The 23,266-nt window shown below is 63.5% G+C and carries 25 protein-coding genes; 3 read left to right on the top strand and 22 right to left on the bottom strand.

Annotation, left to right across the window (positions count from 1 at the left end; all coding sequences use genetic code 11):
- Window positions 1–46 precede the first annotated feature (46 nt).
- The 12 genes from boxB to IE266_RS00545 form a co-directional block, all read right to left on the bottom strand.
- Window positions 47–1,498: a benzoyl-CoA 2,3-epoxidase subunit BoxB gene (gene boxB / locus IE266_RS00600; RefSeq protein WP_189678090.1), complete on the bottom strand. Its 1,452-nt coding sequence runs from the start codon at window positions 1,496–1,498 to the stop codon at window positions 47–49.
- A gap of 71 nt (window positions 1,499–1,569) precedes the next feature.
- Entirely contained in the window at window positions 1,570–3,228 is a 1,659-nt protein-coding gene (boxC, locus tag IE266_RS00595; RefSeq protein WP_189678089.1) for a 2,3-epoxybenzoyl-CoA dihydrolase, read from the bottom strand.
- 115 nt (window positions 3,229–3,343) lie between these two features.
- Window positions 3,344–3,805, bottom strand: coding sequence for a DUF309 domain-containing protein (locus IE266_RS00590; protein ID WP_189678088.1), 462 nt, complete (start codon window positions 3,803–3,805; stop codon window positions 3,344–3,346).
- 3 nt (window positions 3,806–3,808) lie between these two features.
- Complete coding sequence (locus IE266_RS00585; protein ID WP_189678087.1) at window positions 3,809–4,627, bottom strand: alpha/beta fold hydrolase; 819 nt, start codon at window positions 4,625–4,627, stop codon at window positions 3,809–3,811.
- Window positions 4,628–4,629: 2 nt separating this feature from the next.
- Window positions 4,630–6,165: a benzoate-CoA ligase family protein gene (locus IE266_RS00580; protein WP_189678086.1), complete on the bottom strand. Its 1,536-nt coding sequence runs from the start codon at window positions 6,163–6,165 to the stop codon at window positions 4,630–4,632.
- Window positions 6,166–6,394: 229 nt separating this feature from the next.
- Window positions 6,395–8,194: a feruloyl-CoA synthase gene (locus IE266_RS00575; protein WP_229863850.1), complete on the bottom strand. Its 1,800-nt coding sequence runs from the start codon at window positions 8,192–8,194 to the stop codon at window positions 6,395–6,397.
- The gene (locus tag IE266_RS00570) at window positions 8,187–8,651 is read right to left on the bottom strand and encodes a MarR family winged helix-turn-helix transcriptional regulator (RefSeq protein WP_189678085.1); all 465 of its coding nucleotides are present in this window, start codon (window positions 8,649–8,651) and stop codon (window positions 8,187–8,189) included. The genes IE266_RS00575 and IE266_RS00570 overlap by 8 nt, the downstream gene beginning before the upstream one ends.
- Before the next feature lie 2 nt (window positions 8,652–8,653).
- Complete coding sequence (locus IE266_RS00565) at window positions 8,654–9,421, bottom strand: crotonase/enoyl-CoA hydratase family protein (RefSeq protein ID WP_189678084.1); 768 nt, start codon at window positions 9,419–9,421, stop codon at window positions 8,654–8,656.
- Between the two features lie 29 nt (window positions 9,422–9,450).
- Window positions 9,451–10,941: a TRAP transporter large permease gene (locus tag IE266_RS00560; protein ID WP_189678083.1), complete on the bottom strand. Its 1,491-nt coding sequence runs from the start codon at window positions 10,939–10,941 to the stop codon at window positions 9,451–9,453.
- 4 nt (window positions 10,942–10,945) lie between these two features.
- Complete coding sequence (locus IE266_RS00555; RefSeq protein ID WP_189678082.1) at window positions 10,946–11,524, bottom strand: TRAP transporter small permease; 579 nt, start codon at window positions 11,522–11,524, stop codon at window positions 10,946–10,948.
- Window positions 11,525–11,602: 78 nt separating this feature from the next.
- Complete coding sequence (locus IE266_RS00550) at window positions 11,603–12,637, bottom strand: TRAP transporter substrate-binding protein (protein WP_189678081.1); 1,035 nt, start codon at window positions 12,635–12,637, stop codon at window positions 11,603–11,605.
- Between the two features lie 230 nt (window positions 12,638–12,867).
- Window positions 12,868–13,566 carry a fumarylacetoacetate hydrolase family protein gene (locus IE266_RS00545; protein ID WP_189678080.1) on the bottom strand — a complete coding sequence of 233 codons (699 nt, stop codon included), beginning with the start codon at window positions 13,564–13,566 and terminating at the stop codon, window positions 12,868–12,870.
- A gap of 273 nt (window positions 13,567–13,839) precedes the next feature.
- On the opposite strand from IE266_RS00545, the gene IE266_RS00540 reads away from it, so the two are divergent.
- The 3 genes from IE266_RS00540 to IE266_RS00530 all read left to right on the top strand — a co-directional run bounded on the left by IE266_RS00540 (window position 13,840) and on the right by IE266_RS00530 (window position 15,339).
- A complete protein-coding gene (locus IE266_RS00540; protein ID WP_189678079.1) occupies window positions 13,840–14,070 on the top strand; it encodes a hypothetical protein in 231 nt (76 codons plus the stop codon).
- A 67-nt stretch (window positions 14,071–14,137) separates the two neighbouring features.
- The gene (locus IE266_RS00535; RefSeq protein WP_189678078.1) at window positions 14,138–14,497 is read left to right on the top strand and encodes a VanZ family protein; all 360 of its coding nucleotides are present in this window, start codon (window positions 14,138–14,140) and stop codon (window positions 14,495–14,497) included.
- Between the two features lie 209 nt (window positions 14,498–14,706).
- Window positions 14,707–15,339, top strand: coding sequence for a VPLPA-CTERM sorting domain-containing protein (locus IE266_RS00530; protein WP_189678077.1), 633 nt, complete (start codon window positions 14,707–14,709; stop codon window positions 15,337–15,339).
- Here IE266_RS00530 and IE266_RS00525 read toward each other — a convergent pair.
- Genes IE266_RS00525 through IE266_RS00480 form a run of 10 tightly spaced genes read right to left on the bottom strand, consistent with a single transcriptional unit; the run spans window position 15,323 to window position 23,262 of the window.
- Complete coding sequence (locus IE266_RS00525) at window positions 15,323–18,373, bottom strand: hypothetical protein (RefSeq protein ID WP_189678076.1); 3,051 nt, start codon at window positions 18,371–18,373, stop codon at window positions 15,323–15,325. The two genes, IE266_RS00530 and IE266_RS00525, sit on opposite strands and share 17 nt — an antisense overlap.
- Window positions 18,373–20,820, bottom strand: a complete 2,448-nt coding sequence (locus IE266_RS00520; protein WP_189678075.1) for a hypothetical protein — start codon at window positions 20,818–20,820, stop codon at window positions 18,373–18,375. The genes IE266_RS00525 and IE266_RS00520 overlap by 1 nt, the downstream gene beginning before the upstream one ends.
- Window positions 20,813–21,103 carry a hypothetical protein gene (locus IE266_RS00515; protein ID WP_189678074.1) on the bottom strand — a complete coding sequence of 97 codons (291 nt, stop codon included), beginning with the start codon at window positions 21,101–21,103 and terminating at the stop codon, window positions 20,813–20,815. Before IE266_RS00515 ends, IE266_RS00520 begins: the two co-directional genes overlap by 8 nt.
- 9 nt (window positions 21,104–21,112) lie before the next feature.
- On the bottom strand, window positions 21,113–21,289 hold the full coding sequence (locus tag IE266_RS00510; protein WP_189678073.1) for a hypothetical protein: 177 nt from the start codon (window positions 21,287–21,289) through the stop codon (window positions 21,113–21,115).
- Between the two features lie 19 nt (window positions 21,290–21,308).
- Window positions 21,309–21,629, bottom strand: coding sequence for a hypothetical protein (locus tag IE266_RS00505; RefSeq protein WP_189678072.1), 321 nt, complete (start codon window positions 21,627–21,629; stop codon window positions 21,309–21,311).
- Window positions 21,626–22,183: an N-acetylmuramoyl-L-alanine amidase gene (locus tag IE266_RS00500; protein WP_189678071.1), complete on the bottom strand. Its 558-nt coding sequence runs from the start codon at window positions 22,181–22,183 to the stop codon at window positions 21,626–21,628. Before IE266_RS00500 ends, IE266_RS00505 begins: the two co-directional genes overlap by 4 nt.
- Complete coding sequence (locus IE266_RS00495; RefSeq protein WP_189678070.1) at window positions 22,180–22,473, bottom strand: hypothetical protein; 294 nt, start codon at window positions 22,471–22,473, stop codon at window positions 22,180–22,182. Before IE266_RS00495 ends, IE266_RS00500 begins: the two co-directional genes overlap by 4 nt.
- On the bottom strand, window positions 22,470–22,895 hold the full coding sequence (locus tag IE266_RS00490; RefSeq protein ID WP_189678069.1) for a hypothetical protein: 426 nt from the start codon (window positions 22,893–22,895) through the stop codon (window positions 22,470–22,472). Before IE266_RS00490 ends, IE266_RS00495 begins: the two co-directional genes overlap by 4 nt.
- On the bottom strand, window positions 22,892–23,050 hold the full coding sequence (locus IE266_RS00485; RefSeq protein WP_189678068.1) for a hypothetical protein: 159 nt from the start codon (window positions 23,048–23,050) through the stop codon (window positions 22,892–22,894). The genes IE266_RS00490 and IE266_RS00485 overlap by 4 nt, the downstream gene beginning before the upstream one ends.
- Window positions 23,051–23,052: 2 nt before the next feature.
- Complete coding sequence (locus IE266_RS00480) at window positions 23,053–23,262, bottom strand: hypothetical protein (protein WP_189678067.1); 210 nt, start codon at window positions 23,260–23,262, stop codon at window positions 23,053–23,055.
- Window positions 23,263–23,266 lie beyond the last annotated feature (4 nt).

Raw genomic sequence — 23,266 nt, 5'->3', positions numbered from 1 at the left:
CCCGGCCGGTTCGGTTTCGGCGCGGGGGTGGGGCGGGTGGCCCGGATCAGGCCATGTGCAGGCGGACGTATTCGAAGTCGCCCGGCTTGTTGTCGATGCCGACCTTCGGCGGGGCGATCCAGCTGGCGTATTTGCCCGGCTCGTAGCAGGGCTTCATCAGCGACTGGATGAAATCGCCGTCGGCCTTGGTCGGCAGCCACTCGCCGCGGCGCTTCTCCCAGTCCTCGGACGAGATGATATTGCCCGCCGGATCGACCGCCACGGTGCTGAACACGCCGATCTGGCGGTGGAAGCCCTCGTGCGGCAGGGTCAGCTCAAAGTTCACGCCGGCCTTCTCGATGATCTTGTTCCAGCGGCCGACGCCGCCCGCCGCGTCGCGGACGTAATCGTCGCGCAGGCGCATGTTGATCGCGGTCAGCGCCGGGGCGGCCTCGGTGACGATCTTGCCGTCCTTGACGGTCTTGACGTCATAGGTCGCATCCTTGAGCTGGTGGTCGTCCTCGATGCGGCTTTCCATGTAGCGGCCCTTGATGCCCGAGTTGAAGGCATTGGCGGCGTTGGTGGAAATCTCCTGGCCGAAGAGGTCGAGGCTGAGCGTGTAGTGCAGGTTCAGCTTCTTCTGGATCGTCGGCAGGTCGATCACGCCAAGGTCGCGGATCTTTCCGATGGCATAGGGGTCGGTGATGCCGGCCTCGTTCATCGCCTCGCAGGTGCGCTGCACCACGCGGCCGACGCCGGTTTCGCCGACGAACATGTGGTGCGCTTCCTCGGTCAGCATGAAGCGGCAGGTGCGGCTCAGTGGGTCGAAGCCCGATTGCGCCAGCGATTCCAGCTGCATCTTGCCGTCACGGTCGGTGAAGTAGGTGAACATGAAGAACGACAGCCAGTCCGGCGTCTCCTCGTTGAAGGCGCCGAGCATACGCGGTGCCTCGTCCGAGCCGGAGGAGCGGCGCAGCAGGTCGTCCGCCTCTTCGCGGCCGTCGCGGCCGAAGTATTTCTGCAGCAGGTAGACCATCGCCCAGAGGTGGCGGCCTTCCTCGACGTTGACCTGGAACAGGTTGCGCATGTCATAGAGCGAGGGCGCGGTCAGGCCGAGGAACTTCTGCTGTTCCACCGATCCCGGCTCGGTGTCGCCCTGGATCACGATCAGCCGCTTGAGCATGTTGCGGTATTCGCCGGGGACTTCCTGCCAGGCCAGTTCGCCCTTGTGCTCGCCCATCGGAATGCGCCGGTCTTCGACCTGCGGCGCCAGCAGGACGCCCCAGCGGTATTCCGGCATCTTCACGTAGTCGAACTTGGCCCAGCCCTTCGGGTCGACCGAAACGGCGGTGCGCAGGTAGACCATCGATTCCTGGAAGTTCTGCGGGATCAGATGGTTCCACCAGTTGATGTAACCGGGGTGCCATTTCTCCAGCGCCTTCAGGACCTTCTTGTCCTGGCTCAGGCCGACGTTGTTCGGGATCTGGGTGTCGTAGCTGACGTTGATGAGATCGAGCATTCGTTGTCCTCCTGGGAAGGTGCGCAATGAATGCGCACCCTACGTCGGGTGCGCAGCCAAGGCGTTCCGTGTTACACGCGTTCCATGTTGTATTCGCCGCGCACGCCGGTGCCGTAGCGCTGCAGCGCGCCGTCCTTGCCGACCGCGTTGGGGCGCTGGAAGATCCAGTTCTGCCAGGCGGTCAGGCGGCCGAAGATGCGGGTTTCCATCGTCTCGGGCCCGGCAAAGCGGAGGTTCGCCTCCATGCCGGTCATCGCGTCGGGCGAGAAGCTGGCGCGCTCTTCCATGAAGATGCGGACTTCGTCTTCCCAGTCGATGTCGTCGAGGATGTAGGTGACCAGGCCCAGTGCATCGGCCTCGTCGGCCTCGATCGGCTCGCCGATCTTGCCCTTGAGCGCCTCGACCTGTTCCGGCGTGCCCAGGAAGCGGGTCTGCAGGCGGGTCAGGTCGTTGCTCATCGGGTATTGGCCGAAGTTGCCCTCGGTCAGGGTGATCGCCGCCATCGGGCGGTTGTCGCCGTCGAACTCGTCCAGCATCATGTAGCTGCGGTCGACCGACCAGAGGATCTCGGCCAGCATCCCGGTATAGCACGAGCCATGCTCGACCAGCGCCACCATGCTGCGCGAGGTCAGGTCGATGCGCTTCAGCACGCGCTTCCAGTATTGCAGGATCTCGTTGGCCAGCCAGTGATCGGCGTTGTCGCGCAGCAGCGCCTCGTGGGCCGCGACCAGTTCGGCGTCGCCCTGGGTGGTGAAGACCACCAGGCCGATCTGCCGCTCGTTCAGGCGCAGGTGCAGGATGGCGTCGTCAAGCTCGCGGGCGAGGCGCAGCATGTAGGTCTCGCTGCCCTGGGCCACGACGGCATCCATGTCGGCGGGGGCCTCGGCGTCCGGACCCTTGACCAGGATTGTCGCCTTGCCGCCCTCGCGGTCCAGCGTCACCTCGACCAGCGAATAGGTCACGCTGTCGGTGCCGAAGCTGCGGGCCAGCGGCTTGAGCTCGATGCCCTTGAGCCCCGAGGCCTTGCCCGAAGCGGCGGCGAATTCATGCGCGCGCTTTGCGACCGTCTCGTCGAAGACCGAGTTGGCGACAACCTCGTCCACCAGGTTCCAGTCCTTGGCGCGCTCGCCCTTGATGCCTTCCTCGATCGAGCAGAACACGTCGGCGCGGTCGCGGCGCACCTTGCGCTTGTCGGTGACGCGGGTCAGGCCGCCGGTGCCGGGCAGCACCGCCAGCAGCGGCACCTCGGGCAGGGCGACCGAGGAGGTCGCGTCGTTGGTCAGCATGATGTAGTTGCAGGCCAGGGCAAGTTCATAGCCGCCGCCGGCGCAGGCGCCCTTCACGGCGGCGATGTATTTCTGGCCCGAGTCGGCCTCGGCCGCCTCGAAGGTGTTGCGGGTCTCGTTGGTGAACTTGCAGAAGTTCACCTTGTGCGCATGGGACGCGCCGCCCAGCATCCGGATGTTGGCCCCGGCGCAGAACACCTTGTCCTTGCCCGAACGCATCACCACCACCTTCACCTCGGGATGTTCGAAGCGCATCCGCTGCACCACGTCGGCCAGTTCGATGTCGACGCCGAGGTCGTAGGAATTCAGCTTGAGCTGATAGCCGTCGAACAGGCCGCCGTCCTCGTCCACGTCCATGAACAGGTTGGCGACGTCTCCGTCATATTCCACGCGCCAGTGGCGGTACTTCGAGGGGTCGGTTTGAAAGTCGATGACCTTGGACATGAGTCGCTCCCGAAACGATGTGTGTTGGATGCACTTTACTGCGATTCTTGGCGGCGCGTAAAGCGAGAATATGCATGATAGTGCAGATTCTCGCGCTGTAACTGGAAAATATGCATTATAATGCCAATTTACGGGCCATTTCGGCTGAGTCGTGCCGGATGGAGGAAAGATAGTCCTCGACCGGCCGCCGCGGCAGCCCCAGCAACGCCGGATGGCTGGCGCATTCGGCCAGCAGCGCCTCGGCGATGTCGACGATCCGCAGCGCCGCGCGGGGCTGGACCATGGCCAGTTTCAGCGCCGCATTGGCGGTCTGGATCAGGCCCTGGACAAAGCGCCGCTCGGGCGCGTTTGGCGGCAGGGCGAGCCAGACCGGCTCGAGCACCTCATGCGCCTCCCAGAAGTAGCCCTTGGTGATGAAAAGCCAACCCGAGCGCCAGGCCAGCGAGGCTTCGAGCGCGGCAAGGTCCATGCCGGGACGGACCGAGGCATGGGCCGCGGCGAAAACCTCCTCGCCGTGGCGCGGGTTGCGGCCCGGTTGATGGGCATGGGGCGGCAGGGAGATCTCCGCGCCGGCCACGGGTCAGGCCGTCTCGACCTCGGCCGCCTCGATCCGTTCGAGCCGGGCGGCATATTCCGCGACCTCGGCCAGAACCCGCTCGGTCGCTTCGAGATGCGGGGCGTGCTTGCAGGCGTCGATCACCACCAGGTCCACTGGCGCATAGGCGCGCGTCTCGATCTCCTGCACCTGGGCCAGCGTGCCATACTGGTCGTCGCGGCCCTGGATCGCGAGGATCGGCACGCGGATATAGTCGATCACGTCGGCGACGTTCCAGGCCTTGAAGTCGGGGTCGAGCCAGACGCCGTTCCAGCCATAGAAGGCGACGTCAACATCGCGGTGATAGCGCCCGAGCTTGTCCCTCAGATCGCCGTCCTCGAAGGCCGTCTTTGCCTCGGCAATGGCCTTCAAGCCCATCGGTTCGGTGAAGAAATGCGGCGCCATGACGATCAGGCCGCGGACGCGGAAGTCCTCGATGCTGCCGGCATGGATCGCCGTGATGGTTGCGCCGTCGGAATGGCCGAAGAGGATGCATTTCTGCACCCCGATCGCGTCAAGGATCTGCGGCAGCGGCCCGGTCGCCTCGCGCGTCATGAAGTCGAGCGGGCGGGGCAGGTCGACGCTGTCGGACTGGCCATACCCGGCGCGCGAGTAGACGAAGACGCCCATGCCGGTGGCCTTGGCCACCTTCTCCGGGAAGTCGCGCCACAGCGCGACGCAGCCCAGCCCCTCGTGCAGCATGACGATGGTGGGGGCCTTGTCGGGCGCTGGGCCGAAGCAGGCGTATTCCAAGCGTTTGCCGTCGATCACCAGCGGCGTTTTCGGAGTCGCGGACCAGTCCATCGTCATGCTCCCTGGCGCAGCTTGAAACGTTGGATCTTGCCGGTGGCGGTTTTCGGCAGCTCGTCGACGAATTCCACCCAGCGCGGGTATTTCCACATGCCGATCTTCTCCTTCACGAAGTCCTTCAGGTCGCCGGCCTCGTCGACCGACTTGCCGCTTTGCAGCACGACATAGGCCTTGGGCTTTTCGAGCTGCTTGTCGTCCATCCACGGCACGACCGCCGCCTCCAGCACCGCCGGGTGGTCGATCAGCGCTTGTTCCACCTCGAAGGGGCTGACCCAGATCCCCGAGACCTTGAACATGTCGTCGGTGCGCCCGCAGTAGACATAGCGTCCCTGCGCGGTGCGCTCGTATTTGTCGCCCGTCCGGGTCCAGTGACCCTCGAAGGTCGACCGCGACTTGTGCCGGCGGTTCCAGTAGCCGTCTGCGCTGGAGGGGCCGCGCACCAGCAACTCGCCGATGCCGCCGTCGCCGACGTCCTCGTCATGTTCGTCCACGAGGCGCACCTCGTAGCCGGGCACAGCCACGCCCGAGGTGCCATAGACGCAGTCGCCGGGACGGTTTGACAGGAAGATGTGCAGCATCTCGGTCGAGCCGACGCCATCGACGATCTCGGCGCCCCAGAGTTTTTCGAATCGCTCGCCGATCTCGCGCGGCAGCGCCTCGCCGGCCGAGGTGCAGAGGCGGACGCAATGGTCCGGCATTCCGCTGCGCGCCTGTTCGGCCACCAGCGCGGCATAAAGCGTGGGCACGCCGCAGAACAGCGTAGGCCGCTCGCGCGACATGATGTCGAAGACCGCGTCGGGGGTCGGGCGGCCGCCGAAGATCACCGTGGTGGCGCCCACCGACATCGGGAAGGACATCGCATTGCCAAGGCCGTAGGCGAAGAACATCTTGGCGACCGAGAACATGACGTCCTCTTCGCGGATGCCCAGCACCTGGCTGCCGAAGGTATCGGCGGTGGCCTTCAGCGAGGAATGCACGTGGCGCACGCCCTTCGGCGTGCCGGTCGAACCCGAGGAATAGAGCCAGAAGGCCATCTCGTCGTCATGGGCGTCGACGGGGTCCATCGGCTCGGCCCCGGCGACAAAGTCCTCGAAGCTCTCGCAGCCCTCGGGCGCGGCACCGATCACCACCACGGCGCGCAGGAAGCGGTTGCCCTGGATCGCCGGCTTGACGGTGTCCCAGAGCTGTTCCGACACCACCAGGATCGAGGCGCGGGAATCCCTCAAGATCTCTTCATAGACCGAGGCCGAGAGCAGCGTGTTCAACGGCACCGGGATCGCCCCGGCCTTGATCGAGCCCCAGAAGACCACCGGGAATTCGAGCTGGTCGCGCACGATCATCGCGATCCGCTCTTCGCGGCGCACGCCGTGGCGGGCCAGCGCGCCGGCAAAGCGGCTCGTCTGGTCGGCCAGTTCGCCGTAGGTCAGGCTGCGCCGCTCGCCGTCGGCCTCGCGGAAGGCGGTCTTGCCTGCGCGTCCCTCGGCGATGTGACGATCCACGAAATAGAGTGCTGCATTGCCGTTTTCGCTCATGCGATGTGGCTCCCCTCGCGTCTTGATCCCCCGAATGCGGTTGAGGCTTGGGGAATCATGCTTCTCCTCCGCTGCTTTATGCATGATAGTGCTTAAATTGGCAATATACTGCATAAATCTTTCGTGACCGAGGCTGTGGCGGTTGTCCTCGCTTGAGCAATACGCGCGCCCCACCAGCCCCTTTGGGCAACTGCCCAAAGGGTATTCCCGAACCATTCAACCCGAGTGATCAGACCCGGATCACCGCCGGGTCATCATTGTCGTAGAGCCGTGCCAGCATGTCGGCGCGGCGCGTCAGCAGCTTGCGGAAGTTGAGGTTGCCCTTGGCGGTGATCTCGCCCTCGGCGATCGAGGGCGGCTCGGCCAGGATCAGCGCGCGGGTGATCCGGTTCGACGACCCGGCCGCGCTCTTGGCCAGTTCGGCCAGCCGCACGCGGATCTCGGCCTGCACCTCGTCACCCACCATCGCGCCGTTGTCGGGCGCCATGCGCCCGGCGGTATCGGCGGCGGGGACGATCAGCAGGCCCACCTCGTTGTGCCCCTCGCCGGTCACCACCACGTCGGCGGCCAGCGGCACCAGCTTCGCCAGCGCGTCGAGCCGCAGTTGCGCCGCCCGCACCCAGGTGCCGGTCAGCAGCTTGAAGTCCTCGGAAATGCGCCCGTCAAAGCGCAGGCCCTTGGTCATGTCCTCGGGGTCGACAAAGGCCATCGCGTCGCCGGTCTTGAAATAGCCCTCCTCGTCGAAGGCATCGGCGGTCTTGTCGGGGGCCTGGTAGTAGCCGGTCATGATGTTCGGCCCCTTCACCCGCACCTCGAAGCGGGTGCCGTCGTCGGGCACCAGCTTGACGGTCACGCCGGTCATCGGCACCCCGACGATGCCCGAGCGGTTGGTCGGCTCGTGCTGGATCAGGCAGGCCGGGGCAGTCTCGGTCAGCCCCCAGGACGAGTTCATCAGCGGGATCGACCCCCGCACCTCGGTCGCCATGTCCTCCAGGTCGGTCCAGACATCCTGCGGCAGCGAGGCGCCGGCATAGAAGATCATGTCGAGGTCTTCGAAGTATTTCCGCCGCAGCCCGGCGTCCCTGCGCATGGCATCGCGCATCATGGCAAAGCCCACGGGCACGTTGAAGGCCATGGTGCCGTTCATCAGCGCGTTGTTCTCGACCGACTTCTCGACCAGCCCCTTCGCCGGCTTGCCCTCGTCGATATAGAGGCTGCCGCCGTTCGCCAGCATCATGTTGAAGTTGTGCGAGCCGCCGAACACGTGGTTCCAGGGCAGCCAGTCGACGATGCGCGGCGGCCGCTTCATCAGGAAGGGCAGGGCGTCGAGGATCTGCGCCTGGTTCGCGCACATCATCCGATGCGTGGTCAGCACGCCCTTGGGCGAGGAGGTGGAGCCCGAGGTCATCAGGATCTTGACCACCGAATCCGGCCCGACCTGCGCCGCCGCGGCATCGACATCGTCGCCGCCACCCTTCAGCAGCGCCGCAAAATCGGTCTGGCCGGGGCCGGGGTTGCGGCTGACCACGATCTCGCGGCCGGCCATCTCGTCCATCGCCAGCGCCTGGGCGAAACGCGCGCCGTCGACGGCATAGACCATCTTCGGGTCGATCAGGTTCAGCACGTATTTCAGCTGGGCATGGGCGCCGGGGATCAGCGAATACTGTTCGGCCACGGGCACTGTGGGGATGCCGACGTAATGCGCCGCAAGCGAGAGCAGCCCGTGGTCGACGCCATTGCCCGAGATGATCAGGATCGGCGTGTCGGGGCCCAGCCCGCGCGCCAGCAGCGCCGAGGCCAGCGCCCGCACCTGGCCGAGCGTCTCGGCGTAGGAGACTTCGCGCCAGCCGGGGCCGCTGCGCTCGGCAAGGAAGGTGGTGCCGGGGCGCTCCTCGGCCCAGCGGTGCAGCCAGTCGCCCGAGACTCGCGCCACCGGCGACATCTCGTGGCCGGAGGTCAGCAGGACGGTTCCGTCGGGGCGGTCCTCGCGGCGCACGCTGTGGCGTCGATAGAGGTCGGCTTCAGGCATTTCGGGTCTCCTCCTCGGTCGCGGCTCGCTCTACCAGCGCCAATGCGCGCATGAGGGCCCGCAGTTCAGTCTCGTCCAGGTCTCGGGTCAGCTGCGCCTCATGTGTCTCCACCGCAGCTATCGCCTCCGCGCAAAGCGCGCGTCCCCTGTCTGTCGGCTCCAGCGCCTGAGCGCGCCGGTCGTCGGGCGCCGGGTTGCGCGTGATGAGCCCGGCCTTCACCAGTTCGGCCACCAGGGCCACCATGTTCGGCCGCTCCACCGCCAGCGCATCCGAAAGCTGCGCCTGCCGCAGGCCGGGGTTGTCGACGATCACCACCAGGGCGGAAAACGTCATCATCCGCAGGCCATAGGCCGCCAGCACCCGGTTCAGATCGGCCTGCACGCCAAGGAAGGCCCGCTTCATCGCATAGCCGCAGAAGCCGCGGAGCGTTGCGTCGGTGCCTTCGGTGGGGGCCATGATCAGCGGAACGCGGGCGCGCGTTTCTCGAGGAAGGCGGCAAGCCCCTCGACCGCGTCCGGGCTGGTCTGCGCCAGCGCGGCGCAGAGGCTTTCGGTGAACAGGCCATCGGCCTTGGACATGTCCTCGATCCGGGCGATGCCCTGGATCATGACATAATTCGACAGCCCGGCATTGTCGGCGATCTTGTTCGCAAGGTCGCGGGCCAGCGCCATCGATTCCCCTTCGCCTACCGCGTAATGCGTCAGGCCCAACCGCAGCCCGTCCTCGGCACCGTATTTACGGCCCGTCAGCATCATCTCGATCATCCGGTCCGCGCCCAGGATGCGCCCCACCCGCACCGTCGCGCCGCCGCCGACGAAGATCCCGCGTCGGCCCTCGGGCAGTTGGAAGATCGTCGAGGGCTCGGCGATGCGCACATGGGTCGAGGTCGCCAGCTCCAGCCCGCCGCCGATCACCGCGCCATACATGGCCGAGATCACCGGCAGCCCGCTGAACTGGATGCGGTCCATCACCTCGTGCCAGTGGCGCGAGTGCCGCATGGTGCCCTCGGCGTCGCGCTGGACATGCTCGGACAGGTCGAGCCCCGAACAAAAGTGCCCCGCCGTGCCGGTCAGGATCACCGCCCGCACATCCTTGGGTGGCGCGCGGAAGAAGGCGTCGAGTTCGCCCAGCAGCGTGTCCGACATGGCGTTACGCTTGTCGGGGCGGTTCATCGTCAGCGTGGCGACACGGCCGTCGGTTTCCACCAGAAGGGTCGGCTCTGTCATCGCGGGGGTCTCCGGTTATTGCGAGGCGTCTAGAGAGGCAGAAGGAACAGGGTTATCGCGGGTATGGCGACCAGCACCGCAACCCGGATCAGGTCGGTGGCGACGAAGAACATCACCGCCTTGTAGGTCTCGAGAATGGGGGTCTTGTTGTCCATCGAGTTGATGATGAACAGGTTCATCCCCACCGGCGGCGTGATCAGGCCGACCTCGACCACGATCAGCACCAGGATGCCGAACCAGATGGCGGTGTATTCCTCGTCGATGCGGTTCGCCATGCCCTGGCTGACCCGGATGCCAAGCGCGCTGATCTGGTCCTTGGTCAGCAGCGCGCCGTCGGCAATGGTCTGCTTGATCGAGTCGAGCATCGGCTGGGCAAGGTCGACGCCATTCGCGATCGCCTCCATCGCGCGCTGGGCGTGCAGTGTTTCCAGCGAGACCATGTTGAAGTCGAGCGACTGGATCACCGGCCAGAACACCGGGATCGTCAGCAGGATCATCGACAGCGAATCCATCACGCAGCCGAAGATCAGGTAGAACACCAGGATCACGATCAGCACGGTCAGCGGGGCATAGCCCTGCGCCAGGATGAACTCGACCAGCGCGTCGGGCAGCTTGGTGATGGCGAGGAAGCCGTTGTAGAAGGCGGCGCCGAGGATGATGAAGAAGATCATCGCGCTGGAGCGGCCGGTGACGATGAAGCTGTCGACCAGCGACTTGCGGGTCAGCCCCCCGTTGAGGAAGGCGATCGCCCCGGTGCCAAGCGCGCCGACGGCCGCGCCTTCGGTCGGAGAGAACCAGCCGAGATAGATGCCGCCGACCACCAGCCCGAAGACCAGCAGCACCGGCCAGACGTCGAGCAGCGCGCGGAAGCGCTGGGCCATCGGAACCGGCGGGCGGGTGCCCGCGCTGTCGGGGTAGAGGCGGACATAGACCGAGATCGCGATGACATAGCCGATGGCCGCCAGCACGCCCGGAATGAAGGCGGCGAGGAACAGCTTGGCGATGTTCTGCTCGGTCAGGATGGCATAGATCACCAGCACCACCGAGGGCGGGATCAGGATGCCCAGCGTGCCGCCGGCGGCCAGCGTCGCGGTCGAGAAACCGCCGGCATAGCCATACTGGCGCAGCTCGGGCAGGGCGACCCGGCCCATGGTGGCGGCGGTGGCCAGCGACGAACCGCAGATCGACCCGAAGCCCGCGCAGGCGCCGATGGCGGCCATGGCGACGCCGCCCTTGCGGTGGCCGAGAAAGCCCTCGGCCGCCTTGAACAGCGCCGTGGACATGCCGCCCAGCGTGGCGAAATGGCCCATCAGCAGGAACATCGGCACGATGGAAAGGGAATAGCTGCCGAAGGTCGAGAAGACCTCGTTCTTCATCCGCAGCAGCGGGAAGTCGATGCCCTGCGTCAGCCACAGCCCGACAAAGGCAGTGACGAACATCGCCAGCCCGATGGGCACGCGCAGGAAGATCAGCAGCAGCAGCGCGGGGAAGGACCAGATGCCAATGGCAAGATCGCTCATGTAATCAGCCCTCGTTTCCGTCGATGACGATGATGCGGCGGGTCAGGAACTCGGTGACGCGGACCGCGCCCATGTAGACCCCGACAATGGCGGCGGCGACGGCCCCGAAGAGGCTCAGCGCATAGGCCCACCAGACCGGGTAGGCGAGCAGGAAGGAGGTCTCGCCGTTCTTCAGCTTGTCGGTCATCCCGCTGTAGAGCTGGATGGCGATTGCGATGAGGACCACCGCGAAGATCACCTCGATCGCCATGCGCAGGAAGCGGTTGACGCCGCGCGGCAGGAAGCTCGCGAAGATGTCGACGCTCGCATGGCCGGCGGTGATCTGGCACAGCGGCAGGAAGGCGAAGACGGCAAAGGCCATCCCGGCCTCGACCAGTTCGAAGTCGCCGCTGATCGGGCCGACCCCGATGGCGATCATCCAGGCGGCGAAATCCGGGGCGACGGCCTTCATGAAGGCGCCGTGGAAGAAGCCGTTGAGCAGGCGTCCGGCAATCGAGATGCCGGTGATGAAGATCAGCACGACCAGGACCAGCCCGCCGAGCATGGTCATGAACCGGCTGAAGCCGAGCATGAATTTATACATAGCCCCTCCCTTCCCGGACGTTGTCCGGGGTGACGGGCCGTGCACTGGGCACGGCCCGAAATCAGCAGTTGATCTGCCTTACTTGGAGTATTTCTCGATCAGCATCTGCGCTTCTTCCAGAAGCGCCTTGCCGTCCTTGCCGCGAGCATTCATGTCAGCGACCCACTCGTCGTAGATCGGCTGGGAAAGCTTGCGCCATTCCTCGGTCTGGTCGGCCGGGATGGTGATGATGTTGTTGCCCAGGTCCACCGCGATCTGACGCGCCGGTCCGTCGGCATCGGCTTGGGTGCCGCCCGCGAAGACCGAGAACTCGGCGCCCGAGTTCTTGTCGATTACCGCCTTGAGGTCATCCGGCAGGCTTTCGTATTTGGCCTTGTTCATCGCCAGCACGAAGGTCAGCGTGTAGAGCGCCTTGCCCTCGAACTCGGTATGGTTGGTGACCAGTTCCGGAACCTTGAGCGAGGTGGTGACTTCCCACGGAATGGTGGTGCCGTCGATCACGCCCTTGGACAGGCCCTCCGAGACCGCCGGAACCGGCATCCCCACCGGGGTCGCGCCCAGCTTGGTCAGCAGCGAGTTCACCGAGCGGCCGCCGCCACGGATCTTCATGCCCTGCAGGTCGGACGGCTGTTCGACCGGATCCTTGGTGTGGATCATGCCGGGGCCGTGCACCCAGGTGCCGAGGATGTGGACGTCCTTGAACTCGTCGTCCTTCATGTGCTTCTCGAACATGTCCCAATAGGCATGGCTCACGGCCCGCGCATTGGTCATGATGAAGGGAAGCTCGAAGACCTCGGTGGTCGGGAAGCGGCCGGGGGTATAGCCCACCACCGTCCAGACGATGTCGGCCACGCCGTCGATGGCCTGGTCCATCAGCTCCGGCGGCTTGCCGCCCAGCTGCATCGACGGATAACGCTCGACCTTGATGCGCCCGCCCGAGTCCTTCTCGACGTTGTCGGCCCAGACATCGAGCACGAGTTTCGGAACGTTGGCCTGCGCCGGCAGGAACTGGTGAAGCTTGAGCGTCACCTCCTGCGCGAAGGCAGCCGATGCGGCCAGTGCGCCGATGGCAGCACCACCCAACAGTCCAAGGACCGTTCTTCTTTTGGTCATGTGAGTCCTCCCTCTGACCTTTTTTAGGCATTATAGTGCTCATTATGGACTATAATGCAATTTGGTCGCAAGTATTTTGCTGCAGGAGATTACAGAATCCTCCCGATTCGGCAAGATAGTTATACTTCATAACGATCTTGCGACAGCGGGCCGCAGCCGCCCGCTGTCTTCAGGCGCGAGCCCACCGCGCCCCGGCCGCCTGGCCGGGGTCTCCGTTCGGGGTCTCGCGCCTATTCCGCGGCAGTGATCGTCAGTTCGATCGGGTCGAGCCCGTCGATGCCGCCGGTGATCTTGTCGCCAGCCGTCACCGGGCCGACCCCGGCGGGGGTGCCGGTCATGATGAGATCGCCCGGAACCAGGTGGTAGAACTTCGACAGGTCCATCACGATCTCGTCCAGCTTCCAGATCAGCTCGTTCAGCGTCGCGTCCTGCTTGACCGCGCCGTTGACCTCGAGGTGGATGCGCTGCGGGCCGATCTCGCCGAACTCCTCGGCCCTGGTCAGCCGGGACAGCACCGCGCTCTGCTCGACATCCTTGCCCAGGTCCCAGGGGCGCTGCTTCTCGCGCGAGGCGATCTGCAGGTCGCGCCGGGTCATGTCGAGGCCGCAGCCATAGGCCCAGATCGCCGCCTTCGCCGCTTCCTTCGAGGCGCGGAACACCGGCTTGCCGATGGCGATGACCAGTTCCATCTCGTGGTGATAGTTCTTGGTTCCCGGCGGATAGGGCACGCTCGCCCCGGTCAGCACCGCGCTCGCCGGCGACTTGGTGAAGTAGAACGGCGCCTCGCGGTCAACCTCGAAACCCATCTCGGCGGCATGGGCGGCATAGTTGCGCCCGACGCAGAAGATCCGGTGGATCGGATAGTCTTCGGTCTCGCCCTTGACCGGCAGGGTCACGGGCTTGGGCAGGTCGAACAGGGTGGAGGTCATCTCTCGCGTTCCTCGTGTTGGTCAGGCTGTGCCCGCAGGGTCGGGCGTGAAATGCGATCCGACACGTCGGGCCGCCGGTCCCCTTTTTGATGTAGGCAAAGCGGCGCGGGGTAAAGGGATGCTTTACGTCAGTGTTACCGGTCTCGCCGCCACTGGCAGAGCGCGAAAACACAGGCCAGGGCGTAAACCGCGCATTAGGAACCTTGTGCCAGACTGCCTTACGGGCGTTCGTGCTGCTGCGCCTTCGCCCGGTTGGGAGATCTGCTTGCAAGGTTGATCGCAGTGATCGGATTGGTGATTCTCGGTACTTTCGCGGGCATGGCCGCGGGCTTGGTGGCGCTTCTTGCAGGGCAGGGCATCTGGCTGTCGCTGTTGGCACATTCCCTTGCGGGCGCGGTGACGATCATTCTGCTTGCCGGCGTCGCGCATTGCGCCAGGCGGCAGGCCCCGGACCAGCCTCGCATGTCCGTGCCCCCGCAGCCGGTTGCCGATCCCCACAGGTGATTCGCCTGCCGGCTGGCAACCGCCGCAAATTCCTGTCATTCCGGTTGCGGTCAGCCGGAGTTGCCCCATGCCGCAGCGCACCCCGTTTCATCGCCTCGCCCTGGCGGCGACAGCTGCCATCGCGGTGGCCATCGCTGTCACGACCCTGATGCCCGTATCCGGTCGGCCCGGTCCTCCGGGCATGGACAAGATCGCCCACTGGCTGGCCTTCGCGCTGCTGGCCCTGCCACTTGCGGTCGCTGCTCCACGCAGCCTGGTCTGGCTGCTCCCCCTCTCGCTGGCCTATGGCGGCGCGATCGAGCTCATCCAGCCTCACGTCGGGCGCAGCCGCGAACTCGCCGATTTCCTCGCCGACGCCGCCGGAAGCGCGACGGGCGCGCTGGTGGGAATGTTGCTGGGATGGTTGACGCGGCGCCTGCGCCGCTGAGGAAAACCTGTTTCCCGGAAGAAGTGGTGAGCCGTGATGGGTTCGAACCATCGACCTACTGATTAAAAGTTGTTAGTGTGTTAAATGAAATCAATCACTTAGCCCGTTTCATCCGAAATATTCTGTCGTTTGTTTTCAATGGCTTAGAAAAGCGTTGCTCCGAATCACAAGCGTAGGCAACCTGACCTGGTTTTGACCGGGGGGTTATGATGAAAGTTCTTGCCGCGCTCTTCGCGCTTCTTTTTGCCACGTCCGCACAGGCGGCGACTCACGAAATCATGTTCATGATGCGTTTTGAATGGGGCGAAATCGGCCCTGTTCAAAATGAAAGTGAGACCAAAGACTACGGTTACATAGACGTATTGCCGGGCGGCGACCCATATAACTTCAAAGTAGGTTTTGGCCTCGACAAGACGGTAGACGGCCAAGACTATCTTGGAAGGATAGTAATCGACGACTCAGACACCGGCCGGCCTGTGTATTGCAGGATCGCCGGTGTGGACTGCCGTTACGCCTTCGACGTTTTTGAGGATAGACCCAGCTATACGTCTTTTCATCTTGGAACAGTGAGTTTGTTTGGATACGAGATCGGCATCCCAAAAGATGGATCGGGTAACTACTTGGGGGATGGTCGCCTGCGGGTCTACAATGACGTCGTCGTATATGGCACCGATCCTGTCACTGGTGAGGTAATCTACTCGTCTGGCGGCTGGCTTTACCAGTACAAGCTTACTCTGATCCCTGCGGTCCCACTGCCAGCCACAAGCTTGACGCTCATGGCTGGAGTTGGGTTGCTTGTAGCTGCCGGACGCAGACGGAAGCGGGTCATACTGGGTAGTTGACCGTCACGCCGCCAGATCCGTTGGCAATCGTAAGCAGCACCTGAGTGGACGTCACATCAATCGTGACGTCCTTTTCATCTCCGCCGTTGATTGTCACGGTTCCGAAGTTGGCGTTGTGAACCACGCTGCCGACGTCGATCAGCGGGAAGTCCGTCACGTTGCCCATCATCCAGAGATCAATCTCCAGGTTGATCCCGTTCAGGTTCACGACCGATGCGACGTTCTCGGCAATGACATCGCCATTCGCGTCGAAGCCGTGCATCCCCGACTGCACATCAGTGATAGCCCCCATGACGGGCTGATACGTGCCCTGAACATTGCCGAATACCTTCGTGCCCTTGTCGTAGTAGTAGGCCGCGATGGTAGGGCCGGTCAGTGCTTCAGTATCGGCAAAGGCGGGGCCGACAAGGTCATCAGCATAAACCCACACTGCATCTGCGCCGGTGGCTATAGAACCTATTACAGATGCAACGCAGCGAGCTTGGTTCGCGTTCGTCCCTGTGAACGTGCTTCCCTTGACGGGCATATGGAACGGATAGAACGTAATAACGTTCATCACAATCGGGTCGTAACTCATAGTCGAGGTGTTGAGCATGAAACGCATCGACGGCTTGAACTTGAGCGTGCCGCCTGCGTTGAGGTTCAGCGTGGCAGTGCCGCCGCTATCACCTTCAAACCCGACGTCAGCATAACCGTAGACCGTCAGCGTGTCGCCGCTGCCCACGGTATAGCTTCCACCCTCGTAGGCGAGGATACCGATGGACCCGTAGCGGAAGGTCGCATCGACCACGGTTGTCAGTGCCTGACGGTTAATGAACACGCCCTCTGTAACGTTGAGCGTCAGGTCGCCTCCGGTCACGTCATTGACGTAGAAGTGAGCGTTGTCGCAGACCGTCAGTGTGGAGCCGCTGGCCGGAACGATCAGGTCGCCCAGCAGGTCCATACACCCGCCATTCCAGAGCAGCGACGGGCCGAGAGTAAAGTCAGTGATCCGGTTCTTCGGGTTGAAGCTGCCCTGCCCGTGGTGCCCCGCCATGTCGATGCTGTCGCCAGCGACGGTGCCAGGAAGATCACCCTGCGTCCAATCCAGTTCGATATCCATACGGATACCGGGCGAGCCAACGGCATGTTGTTGGAACACGCAGGTCTGCGGCGTGGTGCGAACCGTCGAACTGATGACGCCGAACGGGCTGAGCTGGAACCTTTGCAGCGGTTCAAGCGCCGAGATCGGGTCTTCCAGCGTCCGCAGGTAGTCGCAGAAATCGAAGTATGTCGCGGCGGGATTATCCAGCAGGATCTTGGCATATTCGCTGATGTCCAGCCCTTCGATAGCCGTTGCATCAAGGCCGTTCGTGTTTTGGTTCGGATAACTACCCGAGTTCCAGTTCCCTATAATCACGCCGGAATGGTCACGGATATACACAGGCGATGCTGGCGACGGATAAATCGAGGCAGACACAAACGCGTCACCATTCTTCGGCGTAGTGCTGTGCCCAAGGGGGCCGATCTGATCGCCAGAAATGAAAGTGCCAAGCTTCGTTCCCATGTTCAGGATAGCAGTGCGAAACGGGACAACGCCCTCTGGAGGGAGGTTGATACCTCTGGCGTCAGAGTTTGTCGGAGAAGCAAAGTAGTTTTTGAGTCCCGCATGATGCTTTACGTATCGGTCAGAGTAACCCCAATGGCCGATACGCTCACCTTCCACCACATCATTAACCCACCAGCCCAGCGTGTGGGTGTTGCCAAGGTTGGCGTATGAGGTGTTGATGTTTTGCAGCATCCCGCCGCCACGAAGTTGGAAGTCAGACCCGCTCGGCCTCGTGATGATGGAGTTCTTGAAGTGGATCTCCATCGTGTTCTGCTGGAAGTAGAAGCCATGCGAGAAAATATCCGGTCCTTTAGGCCAGAAGTTCACGCCATCCGTGTAGAGATAATCCCCACGGTACCCAATTGACCAACCTGACATATCAATAAAGACTTCATCAATCAAAACGCCAAGCATATTAGTAGCGTACATCGCGCTACCACGGTCTCCCTTGCCAGTAGACCATGATGTTCCGCCACTCACCGGAACTCTACGGAAGGAGTCTAGTAGTTTCGAGCGGCGAACAGTAATGCCCTCCGCAGTATGCCGAGCGGTTGAGGTCACTGCCCCGCCAAACTCGAAGCCGCCTTCCGCATCCTTGTAGGCCGAATCCAGATCAGACCCGTCGATGCAGAGGTAAGAACAATCTCGCACCTCCATTCTGTCACCGAAGGTAATGTCTTGAATGCCGACATACGGCATTCCTTTCATGGTAGCGGACTCGCCAGCAAAGTATGGCTTACCCGTTCCGTAGGCCCCTAGGACCGACGGGTGAACCCTGTTTTCACTCACCTGCCCAGAGAAAACTTTCCCTTTTACGAACGTGTCTCCGCCCTTGTAGAGTACCCAAGGAGATACAAAGTCGGTAAACTGGTTGTCCGCAACCAACTCCCCAAACACTTGGTCCAGCGCGAGATTATCCGTCTTGCCGTAATAGGCCCCGGCGTCAGGTGCTACGGTGCAGGGATTTGCCAAGACCCAGGTCATGACCTGACCAATAGTCGCAGTATCGGACAGGGCTGGCTCACGTGCTGCAATTGCTTGATAGGTGAAACCAGCCGCTGCAATCTTAGTGACCCTCGTAGATTTGCCTGGCCAGAACACGGCCTTGTTCGTCGCAGGATCAACAGGCGGCAGATTGTAGCCGTGCAGAGAATACCCCAACAGAGCGAGAGGTCGAGTAAAGTTTACCGTGGCCGTGACTGATGTCGTAGATACCCCGACGATCCGATTGTAGGTGAACGATACGCTGTCCGTCTCAAGGTTCGTATGGTTCAGATAGTCGAAGCCCTTGCCATCGGCGCGCTTTACCAATTCGCCGCGCGAGGGTTGAGTCAGAAGCTCGACATCATCCGGGTCTTGAGGATCGAGCAGCGGAACGTTGTCGCCCGACATAATGTCGAACGTTACGAAGTCTACCGTAGCAGACGAAAAGAGAAACTTTGCCATTATCGGATTACCACGCTGAGGGCTACAACATCCGCAGAACCATCACCAGTTGGGGTAAGGGTCATGGTTCTCGGAATTTCGGTTGAGGACGGAGCGGCTTCATAGAAGACATGCCTCTTGGTGCCTTGCACGTTCGGGTAATTTCGTCCCGTGCTGACCGTCAGGCCAGTTGGAGTGAAGTCACCAGTCGTTCCGAGGTTATACATATTGCCAATCGCACGAACGGTTTCTCCGTTGTATGTGTCTTGGCTGACATCGAGAGCGCCATACGATGGGTCGTAGTCCTTGACCGCCGCATATGCGCTGTTTCGATTGACGACAGTGCTGATCCGGTAAGAAATGCCGCGCCATTGACCCGTTGGGTTTGCTTGGTCGATACTGAGCGAAAGATTGCCACCAGCAGGTACAGCAATGTAATACGCGGCTACGTTACAGAACCTGTTGCTTAGATCTTGTTCGATCAGAGTTGGGGCATTCCCATCGACAAGAATAGCCAATCCAGTACTTGTAGCAGCTTCACCCCACGCGGCCTCAATCAAGACTTCTTTTGTCGCATCAGCCGCACCAGCAGGGATCGTATTCGTAACTGCTGCGGTGCCAGTGGTGCCAGAGGAAGCAGCCAACACTTCAGTCACGGTCGGCATGGTGACGGAAGACGACGCCACCACGACATCGGCGTAGGTCTCCCAGACCTCGTTACCGAACTTGTCCTTGTAGTAGATCGTCGGCTGGTAGGTCGCAGCACCGAGGCCAAGCACTTCGCCGGACTCTTCCGTGTCCTCGACAGCCGCCCCGGTGAGGGTCGAGACGGAGCCAGTGCCGCTTGCGATCAGGGCGTCCGAAGGATTGGTCCCATCCGCCCAGAAGGACAGACGGTAGTCCGTGCTTGGCGCGCTATCGTCGTCAGGAGTGAAGGCGTAGAGGATGCCCTCGTTATCGTTGTCGGTGAAGGAGACAGACGACAGAACTGGGGCCACCGTCTTCATGATGACCGCCGTGCTGACAGCGACGTCCCCGTCCGTCCCGCTCGGTGGCAGAAGGGCCAGCTTGCGAGACGCCTTGGCAAGGCCACTCGGGATGGCCAGTTCGATATCCGTGCCGGTCGTGGTCAGCGCCACAGTTCCGATATCGACGTAGGTTGGTGCACCGCCCCCGTTGAAGTCCGCTGCACCAGGGTTCGCCTCGGTGGCCTCGAATACCACGCCCTCTGCCGTGAGATTGGCGCTCACCGCATAGGCAGCGTCAACATTCCCGTTTTCGTCCATAGGCGAAATCGAGGAGATGATGATCGTCTCGGCAGTGGAGGCAGCGGATATGGTAATGTCGAACGTCGTCGTGGCATTGCCGCCCGAGTTCGTCCCGCGCACAACGATTGTGACGGCTGCGGCCTCGGTTGTCGGCGTCCCGGTGATGAGACCGGCAGGGGAAAGGGATAGCCCTGCAGGGAGCGGATCAGACGTCGGGTCAAGCGTGAACGTCACGCCGACGAGGCTTGCATCTCCAGTGACCGTGAAATCTGCCGAGACGTCGAAGGCCGTTATAGCAGCCTCTGCTGGCCACGACTGGTTGCTCAGACCAGATGCAGCGACCGGGGCATTGTATCGGATAAGGGCGGTTGTCTCATAGGAGTTGCCGCCGATGACAACGGACACGACTAGTTCGACACCATCGCCGCCTGCAATCGAAGTCGGGTTTGCCCCGGTGCCGAACAGATCTTCGACAGCCTCCGTGCCCCAAGACGTCGAGGTAATCGTTCCAATGTCGGACGTAACCGTGATGCCGGCCTCGGAGCCGATTACGGCATCCCCGCCGGTCAGGCCGTTGATCGTCAGAACTGGTAGCGCGACGGGGCCGATCACATCGGAATAGGTCGTCAGGCTGCCTGCGCTGTTGGTGGCTGTCGAGGCGAAGCGATAGTTTTCCCCGAAGACACCAGGCGGGCCGCTGGTGTCGGTATCCCCCGTTCCGGTCCAGCCAGTGGAGCCATCGTCCGACACCTCCCACTCGGAGATCTCGACCAGATTGGTGCCGTTGAACGTGCCGGGGGTGCCAGTTGGGCTTTCACCAACCACGGCATCACCGGAGGCCGACGGTGCGGCGTTCTGCGTCGGGGCGATGTCTTGGACGGCAGGGATGCTAAACCTGCGGAAGTTCCCCTCGCTGTCGGTCACAAGCCATGATGGCACGTCCGTGACGCTCAGAACGGTGTTCGTTGCGACAGTCACCTCGTTGACCTGGTAGACCGCGCTGACGATGGTCCCAGCGGACGATGCGTAGTTGCCGCTGCTGTCGTATGACGCAAAGTTCGCGAGGTCATCCGCCGCGTTCTCGCCGTCGTAGAGCGTGCCCGAGGGCGTCAGCGTGGCGGTGATGATGGGAGGTTCAATGGAGTGCGGCACCATCAGCCAGGCCGAAGGGCTGTCCCGCGCGAAGAGGAAATCACGCATGGCTGAACATGATCTGGACGCGACGTTTCTCGGCCGCGGCGAAGATCCGGTTGGCGCCAGCCAGGCCGGGGAACAACTGTTCCAACGTGAAGCCGGCCAGCATCGCGCCGGGCGGCACGGAGATCCGCGCAGCCGTGTTGTAATCCGGCGCCGCGCTGTCGACGCTGCCCCAGAGGAAAACCTCTTCGTCCACCGAATTGTTCTGGAAGGCGAAGGTGGTGATGTTGGCGTTCGTGATCTCGGCCGGGGTGGCGGTGATCGTGGTCATCAGGTGTTTTGCCATCGTGGTCTCCTAGCGCTTGTCTGCCCTGGCGTTGATTGCGGCGCTGACGCCGGCGGCCCAGGTCGCCAGCACCTGCTTCTCGGCGCGGCAGCGCAGCAGCTCGTCGCCGATGCGTCCCGCGATGATCTCCCAGTCACCGCTTCCCGGCGGCGGCAGGAACTCGGTCGGGTGCCGGCAGACGCGCATGGCGCCGGCCGGCGGCGGTTCAAGACGGGGTGCCCCAGCGGGTCCCGAGGCGTCGCAGGCTGTCAGCGCCAGGACGGCGGCTGTCAGCATCAGGATCCTGGCGTGCTTCATCTTCGATCCTCTCGATCAGGGTGGTGCGGTCGTTCTGCGAGGCCACCAGTGCGGCCTGCAGCGCCGATGCCCGGCGGGTGGCGGTCAGCAGGTCGCCCTCCAGCGCCGCTGTAGCGGCCACCTGGCGGGCTTCGGCCTTCGCGAAGCCCCTGTGCCAGGCCCAGGTGCCAATCAGGCTGTGCGAGGCGGACAGCGCGGCTACAGCGATGATGAGCCCCAGGCGGTTCATGCGGGCAGCACCGCCTGCGCCCGGCAGAAGGCCACGGCGCCCTCGTAGATCGCTTCGGCCAGCTGGTCCTTGCGGGCATCGGCCACCGCGCAGTAGCGGGCGTTGCCGCCAAAGTAGGGTTCGACCAGGATCGCGCTGGCCTTGCCGGCGTGCAGCGACAGACCGCCGCGCGCCTCGCGGCCGCGCACCTCGATCCCGTCATCCTGGTTGCCCATGACGGCGAGCATCCGCGCGTGCACGGCGTCGGCCAAGCGACGCGATCGGCTCGAACCGCTGGACAGGGTCAGGCAGCCGGTGGCGCGGGGATCAGGCGAGCCATTGAAGTGGAGCTCGATGCTGCAGGTCGCGCCCCAGGCGTCGACCTCGCCATAGACGCGGTTGATCTCGGCCGAGTAGCCGCCGCCCGATCGGCGCCGGAAAATCCGCACTTCCGGGCCGTGCTCGGCGATGAGCTGTGCGAGGTGGCCGTTCCAGACGTATTCCGACTGGCCGTCGGTGATCCGGGTCGCGCCTTGGGCGCGCTCGTTGTGGCCGACGACGATTGCGATTTTCATGTTGGGTCTCCTTCGTCAGGGGGAAGGGTTTCGCGGCGCAGTTCAAAGCTATGGCCGGCGGCAGCTAGGCAAGTGGCGCCCTCCGGCTCGGTTACCAGCAGCGTCCAGCTCCCACTCTCCGGGTTGGCGAAGAGCTCGATCATGTTGCCCCCGCCGTCGATGCCGATCGCCTGCAGGCTCTCGCCGTGGAGCTGCTGAAGAGTGGCTATCGTCGGAGATCGAAGCCCGCAGTGGCTGGCCGCAGCTGGCCCGCCGACCAGAACCAGGGCGGCAATCACGACCCGGATCATTTGGGCACCCGGTTCAGGATACGCGCGAGGGTGCGCAGGCACAGTCGGCGCCGGGGGTAGAAGGACATCTCGAGGACGGACCAGTAGGGCCGGTCCTCGGGATCGAGGGACTGGTGCATCGCTTTCAGGTGCAGCCATCCTGCGAAGGCGCCGCCGCCCTTGAACAACAGGTCGGCATACTTGCCGCCGGCCCGCAACTGCTCGGGTGTGAGCCAGCCGGCGGCAACGGAGATGGTGCCGAAGATCTGCCAGTAGGCAGTGTTCACGGCGGCCGCGAAGAAGCCGATCCAGATCGCCAACGCCAGGAGGCTGGGGCCGCTGTCAACGCGGTCACCGCCAGGGCGATAGGCGAACATGACGAACACGGACATGACCAGCAGCGCGCCGCCGGCCAAGAAGCTGATGATTTCCGGGGCGGTCATTCGTCGCTGCCTTTCTTCAGAGTATCGGCGAGAAGCTGTTCGCGGCGGCGCGCCAGCTCGGCGCGCAACTCGTCGGTGTGGCGCTGCTCGGCGATCAGCGCGCTGTCGTCCTGGCGCGGCCTGGGCGCGACGGCGCGGGCAATGAGTTGCAGCATGTTCATTGCCTCCCCCCAGCGGTGCGCACCGCATCGATAGTGGTCACCAGCTCGCGGCTGTGTTCGCGCTCTCGATCGAATGCCCGGTCAATCAGCTCGCGCTCGCGGGCGCGGCCCTCGCGGCGCTCCTGCCAGTAGGCGAAGGCCAGGGCGACGATCACCAGCGCCGGCAATCCGCCCCCCAGTTCCTTTGTGATGGCGAGCCAGTCCATGGGC

Origin of the sequence: Seohaeicola zhoushanensis, from assembly GCF_014656415.1 — a bacterium.
Lineage (GTDB): Bacteria > Pseudomonadota > Alphaproteobacteria > Rhodobacterales > Rhodobacteraceae > Seohaeicola_A > Seohaeicola_A zhoushanensis.
The sequence above is the reverse complement of the archived record's forward strand: the minus strand, read 5'-3'. Positions and strand labels throughout refer to the sequence as shown.

What these genes read in the sequence shown, in the direction of transcription:
- boxB (WP_189678090.1), bottom strand. Translation starts at nt 1,498, where the DNA reads ATGCTCGATCTCATCAACGTCAGCTACGACACCCAGATCCCGAACAAC.
- boxC (WP_189678089.1), bottom strand. Translation starts at nt 3,228, where the DNA reads ATGTCCAAGGTCATCGACTTTCAAACCGACCCCTCGAAGTACCGCCAC.
- IE266_RS00585 (WP_189678087.1), bottom strand. Translation starts at nt 4,627, where the DNA reads ATGGACTGGTCCGCGACTCCGAAAACGCCGCTGGTGATCGACGGCAAA.
- IE266_RS00580 (WP_189678086.1), bottom strand. Translation starts at nt 6,165, where the DNA reads ATGAGCGAAAACGGCAATGCAGCACTCTATTTCGTGGATCGTCACATC.
- IE266_RS00575 (WP_229863850.1), bottom strand. Translation starts at nt 8,194, where the DNA reads ATGCCTGAAGCCGACCTCTATCGACGCCACAGCGTGCGCCGCGAGGAC.
- IE266_RS00570 (WP_189678085.1), bottom strand. Translation starts at nt 8,651, where the DNA reads ATGGCCCCCACCGAAGGCACCGACGCAACGCTCCGCGGCTTCTGCGGC.
- IE266_RS00565 (WP_189678084.1), bottom strand. Translation starts at nt 9,421, where the DNA reads ATGACAGAGCCGACCCTTCTGGTGGAAACCGACGGCCGTGTCGCCACG.
- IE266_RS00560 (WP_189678083.1), bottom strand. Translation starts at nt 10,941, where the DNA reads ATGAGCGATCTTGCCATTGGCATCTGGTCCTTCCCCGCGCTGCTGCTG.
- IE266_RS00555 (WP_189678082.1), bottom strand. Translation starts at nt 11,524, where the DNA reads ATGTATAAATTCATGCTCGGCTTCAGCCGGTTCATGACCATGCTCGGC.
- IE266_RS00550 (WP_189678081.1), bottom strand. Translation starts at nt 12,637, where the DNA reads ATGACCAAAAGAAGAACGGTCCTTGGACTGTTGGGTGGTGCTGCCATC.
- IE266_RS00545 (WP_189678080.1), bottom strand. Translation starts at nt 13,566, where the DNA reads ATGACCTCCACCCTGTTCGACCTGCCCAAGCCCGTGACCCTGCCGGTC.
- IE266_RS00535 (WP_189678078.1), top strand. Translation starts at nt 14,138, where the DNA reads ATGCCGCAGCGCACCCCGTTTCATCGCCTCGCCCTGGCGGCGACAGCT.
- IE266_RS00530 (WP_189678077.1), top strand. Translation starts at nt 14,707, where the DNA reads ATGAAAGTTCTTGCCGCGCTCTTCGCGCTTCTTTTTGCCACGTCCGCA.
- IE266_RS00525 (WP_189678076.1), bottom strand. Translation starts at nt 18,373, where the DNA reads ATGGCAAAGTTTCTCTTTTCGTCTGCTACGGTAGACTTCGTAACGTTC.
- IE266_RS00520 (WP_189678075.1), bottom strand. Translation starts at nt 20,820, where the DNA reads ATGCGTGATTTCCTCTTCGCGCGGGACAGCCCTTCGGCCTGGCTGATG.
- IE266_RS00515 (WP_189678074.1), bottom strand. Translation starts at nt 21,103, where the DNA reads ATGGCAAAACACCTGATGACCACGATCACCGCCACCCCGGCCGAGATC.
- IE266_RS00510 (WP_189678073.1), bottom strand. Translation starts at nt 21,289, where the DNA reads ATGCGCGTCTGCCGGCACCCGACCGAGTTCCTGCCGCCGCCGGGAAGC.
- IE266_RS00505 (WP_189678072.1), bottom strand. Translation starts at nt 21,629, where the DNA reads ATGAACCGCCTGGGGCTCATCATCGCTGTAGCCGCGCTGTCCGCCTCG.
- IE266_RS00500 (WP_189678071.1), bottom strand. Translation starts at nt 22,183, where the DNA reads ATGAAAATCGCAATCGTCGTCGGCCACAACGAGCGCGCCCAAGGCGCG.
- IE266_RS00495 (WP_189678070.1), bottom strand. Translation starts at nt 22,473, where the DNA reads ATGATCCGGGTCGTGATTGCCGCCCTGGTTCTGGTCGGCGGGCCAGCT.
- IE266_RS00490 (WP_189678069.1), bottom strand. Translation starts at nt 22,895, where the DNA reads ATGACCGCCCCGGAAATCATCAGCTTCTTGGCCGGCGGCGCGCTGCTG.
- IE266_RS00485 (WP_189678068.1), bottom strand. Translation starts at nt 23,050, where the DNA reads ATGCTGCAACTCATTGCCCGCGCCGTCGCGCCCAGGCCGCGCCAGGAC.
- IE266_RS00480 (WP_189678067.1), bottom strand. Translation starts at nt 23,262, where the DNA reads ATGGACTGGCTCGCCATCACAAAGGAACTGGGGGGCGGATTGCCGGCG.